Source organism: Halorarius litoreus, from assembly GCF_024362405.1.
GTDB classification, from domain to species: domain Archaea; phylum Halobacteriota; class Halobacteria; order Halobacteriales; family Haloarculaceae; genus Halorarius; species Halorarius litoreus.
Genome location: NZ_CP101454.1, coordinates 644,972 through 657,488 on the forward strand (window position 1 = coordinate 644,972; position 12,517 = coordinate 657,488).

The following is a 12,517-nucleotide window of genomic DNA, read 5'->3' on the forward strand; positions in this document are numbered from 1 at the left end:
ACGGCCGGCCGCAGGCCCCAACGGGGGGAGACTGACATGGTCCAGACCGGCCTCCTGAACGCCCTACTGCAAGGTCTGGTGACGGGCAGCGTCATCGCCATCGGCGCGCTCGGCCTGTCGCTGATCTACTCGATCGCGAACATCCCCAACATCGCACACGGGGACATGATCACCATCGGGGCGTACCTCGCGCTCGTGTTCAACAACCCCGGCGAGATACCGTTCCTCCCGGCGTTTGGCTCCCTCTCGCTGCTCGTCTCAGCCGTCATCGCTATCGCCCTCGCAGCAGCTCTGGGCGCGGTGTACGAACTCCTGATCTTCCGGCAGTTCAGGCGCACGGGCAGCGACCTGGTGACGATGATCATCGTCACGCTCGGGCTGTCGTTCATCCTGCAGAACAGCGTCCTGTTCCTTGTCGGGTCGAAGACCATCGGCTACAAGACCGAAAGCGTCGTCACCACGAACTTCGATCTGTTCGCGACGGGCTCGGGCCTGACCGTCCGGACGACACAGCGCCAGGCCGGCGAACTCGCCACGCTGGGCGAGTGGGGCTACCCGTGGTGGCTCGTCGTTGGGGTCCTGGCCGTGGCACTCGTGGCCGCGGTCGCTGCCTACCGATGGCACCGGCGCGAAGCCAGCTTTCAGACGGTGTACCTCATCTCGCCGCGCGTTCTCGGCGTCGGAACCTTCGGCGGGCTGGTGCTGGCGCTGTTCGGCCTCGCGCGCCTGGCTTCGCAGGGTACTGCGGCCCCACTGTGGGCGACGCGCATCGGCGTCGGCACGAAGGCCATCGCCATTCTCGCCGCCGTCGTCGTCGTGGTGTTCCTGTTGAACTATGTGCTCAAGCAGACCAAGCTCGGGAAGGCGATGCGGGCGACCGCCGACAACATGGACCTTGCGGAGGTCCGCGGCATCGACGTGGACCGCGTCCAGCTGTTCGTATGGGTCGTCGCCGCCATCCTGGCCGGCCTGGCCGGCGTCATGCTGGGCTGGTACGCCTCCAGCCTGAACCCGAACATGGGCTTTTCGCTGCTCTTGCCCCTGTTCGCGGGGGTCATCCTCGGCGGCATCCGCTCCCCGTACGGCGCGGTGCTGGGGAGTCTCGCCGTCGGCGTCAGCATGGAGGTCGGCGTCTTCCTGCTGCCGTCGTCGCTGTCCGTCTACCGGACGGCCATCGCGTTCGTCATCCTCATCCTCGTGTTGATAGTCAAGCCCGAGGGCCTGTGGGGTGAGGTCTGATGGCGGCCGCCGACTTCCTCGTGACTCTACTCACGGTGATCGCCATCTACAGCATCTTCGGCTTCGGGCTGAACCTCAAGTACGGGTTCACGGGACTGGTCGACCTCGGTCACGTGGTGTACTTCATGGTCGGTGCGTACGTCGCGGTGGTGCTGACCATGCCCGCGGGCGGTTCCGTCGGGTACGCCGGTATCGGCGGGTTCGACCTCCCCGGCGTGTTCGCAGCGCTCGTTCCCGGGGGCGGGCTGATCGGTTGGCTGCTCGGCGTCGCCGGGGGCATGGCCGCCGCAGCGCTCGTCTCGCTGCTGGTGGGCGTTCCGACCCTGCGCCTGCGTGAGGACTATCTTGCCATCACGGCGCTCGGTATCGCCACCATCCTCAACGCCGTCGTCCACAACGAGCAGTGGCTGTTCAACGGCGCGTTCGGTATCCGGAACGTCTACGAGCCGCTGTCGGGTGTCTTCCCGCTCGGCCTCGGTTCGTTCACGCTCAACGTGCTCGTGTTCGGCGCTATTTCGGTGGTCAGCTTCGGGTACGTCGCCTACCGGACCGCGCTGGTGGTCCGGGGCGCCTCGCTGCGCGAGGGAGCCGTGATGACCGCAAGCGTCGTCGTGGTCGCGGCCGGCGTTGGCGGGATGTTCGCGGGCGGCCTGCTGCTCGCCGGCGGCGCCGTCGCGTTGCTTATCGGGCTGGCTGTCGGGGTGCGCACGCTACGGACCACCGACACCTTCGGGCCGCTGGTGACCCTCGCCATGACGGAGTTGTTCGTCCTGTGGTACCTGGGGACGCCGATCGTCACCGGGAACCTCGCGACCATCGTCGTCAACGTGCTGTGGCTGTTCAACCCGACAGCGGGTCCACAGGGCGGTATCGACTACGAACGGTTCGTCCTGCTGCTCTCGTTGGCAGCGTTAGCTGGCACCTACTGGTGGGTCCAGCGTACCGTCAACAGCCCATACGGACGGATCCTCCGGGCGCTCCGCGAGGACGAGGACGTCCCGCAAGCACTGGGCCGGCCGACGGTCCGGTACAAGACGCAGGTGTTGATGTTCGGGTCGGCGCTGGCCGGCGCCGCTGGCGCGCTCTGGGCGCTGCAGATCGGCTTCATTGCCACCTCGCAGTTCGGCGCGCTGATCACCTTCTACGCGTTCTCGGCGGTGATCATCGGTGGCTCCGCCAACAACCGCGGAGTGATCCTCGGGACGGCGGTGTTCTGGGTGATTAACGACGGCACCCGCTTCCTCAACAACGTCTTCCCCTCGGAGTACTCCATCCAGCTGGCGTCTGCACGCCTGATTCTCATCGGCAGCTTGCTCATCCTGATCCTCTACTACCGTCCGAGCGGCATCCTCGGGGAGCAGGACTACGACATCCCCCTGCCGGGGAATCGCTCGGCATCCGCCCGCGACGCCGGCGAGACCAAGGAGGTGACCGCCGATGACTGACTCGGATGAGACAGTCCTCCGGACCGAGAACCTCGAGAAGCACTTCGGCGGCATCACCGCGCTGGACGGCGTCGACGTCGACATCGGCACGGGCATCACCGGGCTTATCGGGCCGAACGGGGCCGGCAAGACTACGCTGTTCAACTGCCTGACCGGCTTCGAGTCCCCCGACAAGGGCTCGATAACCTTCGAAGGCACCGACATCACGGGCGCGAACCCCGCCACCATCGCCCAGCAGGGGCTGGTGCGGACCTTCCAGATTCCACACGAGCTGATGGAGATGACCGTCTTCGAGAACCTGTTGCTGGGGCCGCCGAACCAGAGCGGCGAGGGACTGTTCCGCTCGTGGGTGCGCGGCGACAGGTTCGTCGAAGACGAGGTCCGAGCCCGCGAACGGGCCCGCGAGATGGCCGACTTCTTCGACCTGGACCACGTCATCGACGAGCCGGCGGGCAACCTCTCGGGCGGCCAGCGAAAGCTGCTGGAGCTGGCACGCGTCCTGTTGACCGACCCGGACATGGTGTTGCTCGACGAGCCACTGGCCGGCGTCAACCCCACGCTGGAGCAGCGCATCCTCGAACGCATCCACGAACTCGAATCCCAGGGATACACCTTCCTGTTCGTCGAACACGATATGAATGTCATCATGAACCACTGCGACCGCGTCGTCGTCATGCACCAGGGACGCGTGCTCACAGCGGGATCACCCGACGAGGTCCGCTCGGACGAGCGTGTGGTCGAGGCCTACCTCGGAGAGGTGGACGTATGAACGTCCTTGAGATCGAAGGGCTCGACGCCGGCTACGGCGACCTGCAGATACTCACCGATGTCGACGTGACTGTCGGGGCGGGCGAGTACGTCACCCTCGTCGGCCCGAACGGTGCCGGAAAGTCGACCGTGATGAAGACGGTCCTCGGGCTGACGACCATCATGGACGGGACGATACTGCTCAACGGCGAACAGTTGCACGGAACTGCCACCCCGGATGTCATTCGCCGGGGGGTCAGTTACGTCCCCCAGACCGACAACCTGTTCCCGTCGATGACGGTCTTAGAGAACCTCGAGCTCGGGGGCTACATCTACGACGAGGTCCCCCGCGAGCAGATCGAGGCCGTCTTCGAACGGTTCCCGATCTTACGCGAGCGCCAGCGCCAGCGCGCGGGGACCATGAGCGGCGGTCAACAGCAGATGCTCGCATTGGGGTGTGCGCTGATGGTCGACCCCGATCTCCTGCTGTTGGACGAGCCGTCCGCCGGGCTGGCACCCGACCTCGTCCACGAGATGTTCGACCGCGTCGACGACATAAACGCCGACGGGACGGCGGTGCTCATGGTTGAGCAGAACGCCAAGGAGGCGCTTCGCCGCTGTGACCGCGGGTACGTTCTGGCCAACGGTGAGAACGCCTATGTCGGGGCCGGCCGGGAGCTGCTGGAGGACCAGGAGGTTCGCCAGCAGTTCCTCGGGGGCTGAAGCCCCCGGCGGGTCGACCCTGGCGGTAGGGTCGGACAACGGCTATAAGTTCCCTCCACAGAAGTAGGTTCCATGGGACAGACACTCACGGAGAAGCTCCTCGCCGAGCACCTCGTGGAGGGCGAGCTAGACACAGGCGAGGAGATCGGCATCGAGATCGACCAGGTGTTGTTGCAGGACACGACTGGGACGATGGCGTGGTTGCAGTTCGAGGCGCTCGGCCTGGACGAGGTCGAGACGGAGATCGCGGCCCAGTACTGCGACCACCAGAGCTACCAGTTCGACTTCCGGAACACGGACGACCACGCGTACCTCAAGTCGGCGACCGGGAAGTTCGGGGCGTACTTCTCGCGCCCGGGCAACGGCGTCTGCCACCAGGTCCACCACGAGCGGTTCGCCAGGCCCGGACAGACGCTACTGGGCTCGGACTCGCACACGCCGACCCAGGGCGGCATCGGGATGCTCTCGATCGGCGCGGGTGGCCTGGACGTCGCCAGTGCAATGGGCGGGTCGCCTTACTACCTGGAGACGCCGGAAGTCGTGAACGTTCGCCTCACCGGCGACCTCCCGGAGTGGGCCACCGGGAAGGACGTCGTCCTCGAACTGCTCCGACGCCTCACCGTCAAAGGGGGCGTCGGGAAGGTCTTCGAGTACACCGGTCCGGGTGTCGAGACGCTCCCGGTGTCCGAGCGCTGTGCCATCGCCAACATGGGGACCGAGCTGGGCGCGACCAGTTCCGTGTTCCCGACCGACGACGTCACCCGCGAATATATGGAGAAGCTCGGGCGCCCAGAGGACTTTACCGCGGTCGGTCCCGACCCGAACGCGACCTACGACGATCGGATCGAGATCGACCTCTCGACGGTAGAGCCGCTCGTCGCCACGCCGTCGATGCCCGACCTGGTGGTTCCCGTTTCGGAACTCGCGGGCGAGCCCGTCGACCAGGTTATCGTCGGCTCCTGCACCAACGGGGCCTACGAGGACCTGCGGGCGTTCTGCGATACGCTTGGCGACGAGGTGGTCCACGAAGACGTCCACGCGATCGTCCAGCCGGCCTCGAAGCAGGCGAGCGAACTCCTCGCACGGGACGGAACGGTCGCGAAGACGATGGCGGCCGGCGTCAACTGGTCGGAAGCGACCTGCGGCGCCTGCTGTGGGGTCGGCCACGTTCCCGGCAGCGACTCGACCTCCGTCCGGACGTTCAACCGCAACTTCGAGGGCCGGTCGGGCATCAGTGACGACAACGTCTACCTCGTCTCGCCACAGGTGGCCGCCGCGGCCGCCGTCGAGGGCGCCTTCGTCGACCCCCGCGACTACGGCACCGACCGCGGCATCGACGACCCGGGATACCCCGAGCCCGACCGCTTCGACGGAAGCAATCGTGACCTCATCGCGCCGCCGGAGGGAGACGTGGAACTACAGAAAGGCCCGAACATCGGCACGGTCCCCGTCAACGACGAGCTCACCGACGACGTGGCGGGCGACGTGTTACTGCGGGTCGGCGACGACGTCACGACCGACCACATCATGCCTGCCTCCAGTGACATCCTGATGTACCGCTCGAACGTCGCGAAGATAGCCGAGTTCACGCTCACCCGGATCGACGAGTCGTTCCCGGAGCGGGCGCTCGCGGCCGACGGCGGATTCGTCGTCGCCGGCGAAAACTACGGCCAGGGCTCCTCGCGCGAGCACGCGGCGCTGTGCCCGATGTACCTCGGCGTAGACGCCGTCATCGCCAAGAGCTTCGCGCGCATCCACGAGGCCAACCTCGTCAACTTCGGGCTGCTCCCGTTGACGTTCGCCGACCCCGACGACTACGAGGCGCTCGAAGCGGGCAACCGGCTCCGGCTGACCGGACTCCGCGAATCGATTGCCCGGGACGAGGACGAGACCGAACTGACCGTCGTCGACGAGACCACCGGCGAGGAGATACCGGTCATCCTCGACGTGACCGAACGCGAGCGGAAGTACCTGCTCGACGGCGGGCGGCTGGCACACGTCCGCGCCTCGCAGTAGGTCGCCCGCCCGAACCGTTTTGCCGGCCCACCCGGAAGCGTGAGGCATGACGGAATACGGCCCGTACCGAAACCTCTCCGTGGAAATCGATGACGGCGTGGCCGCGCTCACGCTGGAACGCCCCGATTCGTACAACGCACTGGACACAGCGACGATGCTCGACCTGCGACGGGCGTTCGACGCGCTCTCGCTCGACCACGATATCGCAGTCGTCACGATAGCGGGCGCGGGGAGCGCGTTCTCCGCCGGGGCCGACCTCGGAGAGTACGCCGGCCCGACGGCGGACCACGAGGAGACCCAGATACGCCGTCAGGAACTGTTTCGCGATCTCTACCGAACGGTGTTCGAGTTCCACGCGCCGGTCGTCGCGAAGATCCACGGCTACTGCGTCGGCGCCGGGCTGATCCTCGCGATGCACTGTGACCTCCGCGTGGCGGCCGAGTCCGCCGAGTTCGCCATCCCGACGGTCGACATCGGCCAGATTCCCGGCGGCGGCTCGACCCGCCGGGCCGTCGAGCTCCTCGGGGAGACGGCTGCCAGGGAACTCGTCTACACGGCAGACTACGTCGACGCCGAACGGGCGCTGGCGATGGGGTTGCTCAACGACGTGGTGCCCGAGGCGGCCCTGGACGAGGCCATCGCGAACCGTGTCGACTCGATTCGGAGCGGGGGTCATCGGGCAGTGAAGGCGTCGAAGCGGGCGCTCAACGACAGCGTGGACGCCCCGGACCCGGAGTCGGCCGCGGCGCGCGAGGCTGAGCATTGGTGGGCGCAGTTCGCCACAGCAGAGCGCGAGCGGCTGGTCGCCGCGTTCCACGAGGACGACTAGCGGTCGGAGAGCCGCTCGCCCAGGGGGAAGATGGTCGCGCCGACGCCGTCGTCGGCGTACTCCTCGGCGTAGCCCGCCTCGTACTCGATGAGCTGGAGGAGGATGCCGCCGGTGTCCCGCGGCGAGATGAACGCTTCCTCGTACTTGGGGCGGTGAGTCCGGTCGACCAGATCGACGCCGTTCTCCTCCAAGTGGGCCGTGAAGTCGTCGATGTTGGCGACCTCGAAGGTGACGTGATGGAGCCCCGAGCCGGATCTCTCGATGAAGTCGGTCAGGAAGGTGCCCTCCTCGGTCGGGACGAGTAGTTCGATCCGGCTCTCCGGACCGATCTCGTAGTAGAGCCACCGGGCGCCGAGGAAGTCCAGTTCCTCGTCGACCAGGGTCTCGGCCCCGAGCAGTTTGAGGACCGGTTCGATCGTGTCGACGTCCGCGACGGCCAGTCCGACGTGGTCGAGTAGGATGCGCAGGTCTCGCTCTTGAGACATACGAACCCGGTTCGGGGTGCCACCACTTATAGTTCCCTCCGCGGGAGAACTGGCCGACTACGGCCTGGATTCCCTGTCCCAAACTATTATTACGACTGTGAGGGATTAACAACCATGTCATCCGAGCGTATCCGCCGAATCGGACTCGAGAACGTCGTCATGGCCGACACCGAGATAACCCGGATCGACGGGGCTGCGGGCCGACTCCTCTACCGGGGGTACGACATCGAGGACCTCGCAGACAACGCCTCCTACGAGGAAGTCGCGTACCTCCTGATGTTCGGGACCCTTCCGGACGAAGACGAACTCGAAGCGTTCACGGCCGACCTCGCGTCTCGACGGACCCTCCCCGCGCCGCTGGTCGACACCATCGAGGAACTGGCCGCCGACGCCGCGCCGATGACGATGCTCCGTCTCGGCCTGCTGTACCTCTCGGCGCTCGACGGCCGGGCCGACGAGGACGACCGCGACCTCCACGTCGACCGCGGGCTGGACATCCTGGCGAAGGTGCCGACCATCCTGGCGTACTACGACCAGTTCCGGAACGGGCGTGAGCCCGTCCCACCCCGCGAGGACCTCGGTCACGCGGCGAACTTCCTGTACATGCTGAACGGCGAGGAGCCGGACGCGGCGACGGCCGACTGCCTGGACACCTGCCTGATTCTCCCCGCCGACCACGGCATCAACGCGTCGACGTTCACGGCGAGGGTCGTCACGTCAACGCAGTCGGACATCTACTCGGCCATCGTCGGCGCCATCAGCGCGATCAAGGGGCCGCTGCACGGCGGCGCGAGCGGCAACGTGCTGGGTATGTTCGAACAGATCGAGAGCCCGGAGACGGCGGCCGACTTCATCGACGACATGATCGACAGCGGTGAGCGGGTTCCCGGGTTCGGCCACCGGGTGTACCAGACGATCGACCCGCGAGCGGTGATCCTCCGTGGCATCTCCGCGCGACTGGCCGAGAACGCCGACGACCCGGCGATGTACGAGATTGCCCACAACGTCGAGGAACACATGCGCGAGACGATCGGCATCGATACGAACCTCGACTACTACTCCGCAGTGGCCTACCACTATCTCGGCATCCCGGACGACCTGTTCCCGCTGATGTTCTGTCAGGCCCGGGTCGCCGGCTGGGTGGCCCAGGCGCTCGAACAGTACGAGGACAACCGCCTCATCCGGCCGCGCGCCGAGTACGTCGGCCCGGAGAACCTCTCCTACGCCGACCAAAAGTGAGGTACTGGCCGGCGGCGTCACCCGAGAACGTCAGCCGCCATCAGGAACCAGCCGCCCCCGTAGGACGTCTCGTCCAAGGGTGCGTCGGGCCCGCCCGGCGGCACCGCCACCCGCCTGACCTCGCCGTCGTCGTTCACCAAGTCCATGCAGACTTCGAACGCCCGCTCTGCGGCCCTCTCGTACTTCGCTGGAAGCAGTCCCGCGTCGGCGCCGCGCTTGAAGGTGTAGGCGAACTGTAACGTCGCCGAGGTCTCCAGCGGGGAGTCGGGGTAATCGAGGATGTGGTGCCAGAGGCCGCTGTCGTCCTGCAGTTCGTACAGGGAGGCGGCGTGCCCCTGGAAGATATCTACGACCGCGTCGTAGCGGTCGTGGTCCTCGGGGAGGTGCGCGAGCGTGTCGACGGTGCCGGCACAGACCCAGCCGTTGCCCCGCGCCCAGAGCGAACTCTCCGGGAAGGTGTCGGGCGTCTCGCGCCACTCGTGGCGGAAGAGGCCGGATTTGTGGTCTTGCAGGTAGTACGCCTGGTCCTCGATGTGGGCGGCCGCCTCGTCGTACGCCTGGGCGTCGCCCGTTACCCCGGCGTAGCGGGCGAACCACGGACAGATCATGTACACGGAATCCACCCAGACGGCCACTGGGCCGGTCGTGTAGGAGAGACAGCCCTCGGCCGTCCGTTTGGCGTCGTCGCGGAGGTGCTCGTACTGCCGTCGGGCGGCGTCGAGGTAGCGCTCGTCCTGAGTGCGTTCGTAGAACTCTAGGACGACGTGACCGAGCGTCGCCGGTTCGCACTGCGCGCGGTGGATGTCCTCGCCGTGGAGCCACGGCTTCGGGTCGTCGTAGTTGAACACGCCCTCGCTCGTCTGGGTGGCGACAGCACGGTCGGCGATGCGGTGGGCCGCTTCGTCGTACTCGGCCGCCCCGACCGAGAGGAGGCCGTTGACCGCGGCCCCTTTCTCCCAGTCCTCGTTCTCCATGTCGCGCTCGACGATGTTGTCCGCGACACGGCCGACTAGCTTCGATAGTTCGGCTGTCATGTGACAGTCACGCACACACAGTGCCCCGGTAGGAGCATAAGTGCTGGGCCCGCGCGCCGGGGCGCTGGTCCGGTCGAGGCAGAGGAACCGTTAATAGCGCCCCTGAGAGTGGGTTTCGCATGGCAGACCCACTTCTCGACGGCCGGACGGCCGTCGTCACCGGCGGAGCCAGCGGCATCGGGCGCGCGATTTCACGGACCTTCGCCGCGGCAGGCGCGGACGTCGTCGTCGCGGACGTGCAGCCCGACCCGCGCGAGGGGGACGGGCCGACCCACGAACTGATCGAGCGCGAGACCGATGCCGCAGCGACCTACGTCGAGTGCGACGTGACCAACCGCGCGGACCTCGTCAGGGCCGTCGATGCCGCCGACGCGTTCGGCGGCGTGGACACGATGGTCAACAACGCCGGCATCTTCCGGAGCGAGGACTTCCTCGACATCACCGAAGACGCGTTCGACCGCATGTTCGCGGTCAACGTCAAGGGCACCTTCTTCGGCGCACAAGTCGCCGCCGAGCGGATGCTCGACGCGGGCGACGGCGGTGCCATCGTCAACCTCTCCAGCGTCGCCGGGATGCGCGGATCGGGCGGGCACGTCCACTACTGCGCGTCCAAGGGCGCCGTGCGACTGCTCACTTACTCGCTGGCGGACGCGCTGGGGCCCGCAGGGATTCGGACCAACGCCGTCCATCCGGGTGTCGTCGAGACGAAGATGACGACCGAGGACGTCCCTATCGTCGGGTCGGACGCCAGCGAGGAGTACGCCTCTCTCGTACCGTCCACGCGACCCTGGGGGACGCCACAGGACGTCGCCGACGCGGCCCTCTACCTGGCGAGCGACATGGCCGCCTTCGTCAACGGCCAGTCGCTGGTCGTCGACGGGGGTCGAATCACCACGAGCTAGAACCGTCGAGTGGTCGCGGTCGGCTCACCGACCTTTCGAGCCCCACCCGAACGCGAGCCACCCGCCGTCGGCGTGCATGACCTCGCCGGCCATGTAGTGGTCGCCGGCGGCGAGAAACAACGCGCAGTTGGCCATCTCTTCGAGCGTCCCGAACCGCCCCATCGGATTGCGGTTCTCGATGTGCTGGTCGTCGTACCCGTAGTAGGGCCAGTCGTCCTCGTCGAAGGTCTCGTCGTCGTCGCCGGATTCGCGGGTCTGTGCGTCGAGGTTCGTGCGGATGAACCCCGGCGCGAGTGCGTTTACCTGGATGTCGTGCTCGGCGAGCTCGACCGCCAGCGCCCGGGTGAGGTTGTTGACGCCGCCCTTCGAGGCGTTGTAGGGCCCGCGGCCCTGGACGCCGATGCTGCCGAAGATGCTGGAGATGTTGATGATCTGGCCGGTGCCGTCCTGCTCGGCCATCTGCTGACCGGCCGCCTGTGCGCCGAAGAACACGCCGTTCAGGTTCACATCGATAACGCTCCGCCACTCCTCCTCGGTCATCTCCAGGGCTGGACTGATGCTCGAGATGCCGGCGTTGTTGACCATCACGTCCAGGCGGCCGAACTCGTCGACGGCCGCGTCGACGAGCGCCTGGGCGTCGTCTCGGTTGCTGACGTCTCCCTCGACGGCTACCGCCGTGCCCCCGGCCGCACGGATGTCCTCGGCGGTCGCCTCGGCACGCTCCTGTGAGCGAGAGTTCGTCACGACGTTCGCGCCCGAGTCGGCGAACTCTTCAGCGATACCCATGCCGATTCCGCTGCTCGAACCCGTTACGATCGCTGTCTTCCCGTCTAGGGAGTCTTGCATACGTCCGCGTATGTAGAAAGGACCGGAAATAAAGCTATGGGCGGCGAAAGGACTTTCAGCCGATTGCGCGAAGCAGCGGCACATGGGCACGTTTAGCGTCGCGCCAGACGTCTACGGCATCGAACTCGCGTTCGAGGGGACGGTCGCTGCCTACCTCCTCGACGACGACCAACCGACGGTGATCGAGACGGGGGTCGCAGCCGCGTCGGAGACGCTCCTCGACGGCATCCGCGAGGTCGGCATCGACCCGGCGACGGTCGAGCACGTCGTGCTGGGCCACGCGCACCTCGACCACTCCGGCGGGGCGAAGGCGCTCGTCGACGCCGCCCCGTCCGCGACCGTGTACCTCCACGAGTCGATGGTCGAGTGGCTCACCGACCCCGACCGGTTCGACCACCTCGTCGAAAGCTCCCGAGAGGCGCTGGCCGAAGCCTTCCCCGAAGTCGGCGCGCCGGCCGGCCCACTCCCCACCAGGCGCGTCCAGCCCGTCCCCGACTCGGGGACCGAAATCGACACGGGCGACAGGACGCTGGAGATCCTGCACACGCCGGGCCACTCGCCGGACCACGTCTCCGTCTGGGACCCGGACGCGGGCCTGCTGTTCGCCAACGAGGCGCTGGGCCGGTACTACCCGGCGGTCGACACCTGGGTGCCGCCCACGACCATTCCGAAGTTCGACTTCGAGCAGGTCGCTGCGGGCATGGACCGCCTGCAGGAGTTCGACGTGGAGACGCTGGTGCTGTCACACGTCGGCGTGCGGCCGGACGCCGAGCGAGCCTTCGAGCGGTCCCGCGAGCGACTGGCGACGTTCCGCGAGCGGGTGCCGGAACTGTACGCGGCCCACGACGAGGACCTGGAGGCCACCCGCGAGGCAGTCGGCGAGGAACTGGTCGGGCTCCGACCCGAGTACTCGGCGCGCGAGCACGAGACCCAGTCGCGGATGGCGACCGACTGTGTCCTCAACTCGCTGGGACAGCGTTGAGCCGGTTGACCCCGACCCGTACTTTCTTCG

At 67.1% G+C, this 12,517-nt stretch carries 12 protein-coding genes; 9 read left to right on the forward strand and 3 right to left on the reverse strand.

From position 1 onward, the window contains the following. Window positions 1-36: 36 nt before the first annotated feature. The 6 genes from NL126_RS03360 to NL126_RS03385 all read left to right on the forward strand — a co-directional run bounded on the left by NL126_RS03360 (window position 37) and on the right by NL126_RS03385 (window position 6,999). Window positions 37-1,239, forward strand: a complete 1,203-nt coding sequence (locus tag NL126_RS03360) for a branched-chain amino acid ABC transporter permease (protein WP_255197502.1) — start codon at window positions 37-39, stop codon at window positions 1,237-1,239. Then, entirely contained in the window at window positions 1,239-2,684 is a 1,446-nt protein-coding gene (locus NL126_RS03365; RefSeq protein WP_255197503.1) for a branched-chain amino acid ABC transporter permease, read from the forward strand. The genes NL126_RS03360 and NL126_RS03365 overlap by 1 nt, the downstream gene beginning before the upstream one ends. Next, window positions 2,677-3,453, forward strand: a complete 777-nt coding sequence (locus tag NL126_RS03370) for an ABC transporter ATP-binding protein (RefSeq protein WP_255197504.1) — start codon at window positions 2,677-2,679, stop codon at window positions 3,451-3,453. The genes NL126_RS03365 and NL126_RS03370 overlap by 8 nt, the downstream gene beginning before the upstream one ends. After that, window positions 3,450-4,154, forward strand: a complete 705-nt coding sequence (locus NL126_RS03375; protein WP_255197505.1) for an ABC transporter ATP-binding protein — start codon at window positions 3,450-3,452, stop codon at window positions 4,152-4,154. The genes NL126_RS03370 and NL126_RS03375 overlap by 4 nt, the downstream gene beginning before the upstream one ends. A 72-nt stretch (window positions 4,155-4,226) precedes the next feature. Next, window positions 4,227-6,170: an aconitate hydratase gene (locus tag NL126_RS03380; RefSeq protein WP_255197506.1), complete on the forward strand. Its 1,944-nt coding sequence runs from the start codon at window positions 4,227-4,229 to the stop codon at window positions 6,168-6,170. 46 nt (window positions 6,171-6,216) lie between these two features. Then, window positions 6,217-6,999, forward strand: coding sequence for an enoyl-CoA hydratase/isomerase family protein (locus tag NL126_RS03385; protein WP_255197507.1), 783 nt, complete (start codon window positions 6,217-6,219; stop codon window positions 6,997-6,999). Here the strand turns inward: NL126_RS03385 and NL126_RS03390 are convergent. Further along, entirely contained in the window at window positions 6,996-7,484 is a 489-nt protein-coding gene (locus NL126_RS03390; RefSeq protein WP_255197508.1) for a VOC family protein, read from the reverse strand. The two genes, NL126_RS03385 and NL126_RS03390, sit on opposite strands and share 4 nt — an antisense overlap. A 114-nt stretch (window positions 7,485-7,598) precedes the next feature. Between NL126_RS03390 and NL126_RS03395 the strand changes: the two genes are divergently transcribed. Beyond that, window positions 7,599-8,723 carry a citrate/2-methylcitrate synthase gene (locus NL126_RS03395; RefSeq protein WP_255197509.1) on the forward strand — a complete coding sequence of 375 codons (1,125 nt, stop codon included), beginning with the start codon at window positions 7,599-7,601 and terminating at the stop codon, window positions 8,721-8,723. 17 nt (window positions 8,724-8,740) lie between these two features. Here the strand turns inward: NL126_RS03395 and NL126_RS03400 are convergent, their stop codons facing one another. Next, entirely contained in the window at window positions 8,741-9,757 is a 1,017-nt protein-coding gene (locus tag NL126_RS03400; RefSeq protein ID WP_255197510.1) for a glycoside hydrolase family 88 protein, read from the reverse strand. A gap of 119 nt (window positions 9,758-9,876) precedes the next feature. Between NL126_RS03400 and NL126_RS03405 the strand changes: the two genes are divergently transcribed. After that, entirely contained in the window at window positions 9,877-10,659 is a 783-nt protein-coding gene (locus tag NL126_RS03405; protein WP_255197511.1) for an SDR family oxidoreductase, read from the forward strand. A 24-nt stretch (window positions 10,660-10,683) separates the two neighbouring features. Here NL126_RS03405 and NL126_RS03410 read toward each other — a convergent pair whose 3' ends face one another. Further along, the gene (locus NL126_RS03410; RefSeq protein WP_255197512.1) at window positions 10,684-11,505 is read right to left on the reverse strand and encodes an SDR family NAD(P)-dependent oxidoreductase; all 822 of its coding nucleotides are present in this window, start codon (window positions 11,503-11,505) and stop codon (window positions 10,684-10,686) included. Between the two features lie 82 nt (window positions 11,506-11,587). Between NL126_RS03410 and NL126_RS03415 the strand changes: the two genes are divergently transcribed. Further along, window positions 11,588-12,487: an MBL fold metallo-hydrolase gene (locus tag NL126_RS03415; protein WP_255197513.1), complete on the forward strand. Its 900-nt coding sequence runs from the start codon at window positions 11,588-11,590 to the stop codon at window positions 12,485-12,487. The last annotated feature ends 30 nt before the right edge of the window (window positions 12,488-12,517 follow it).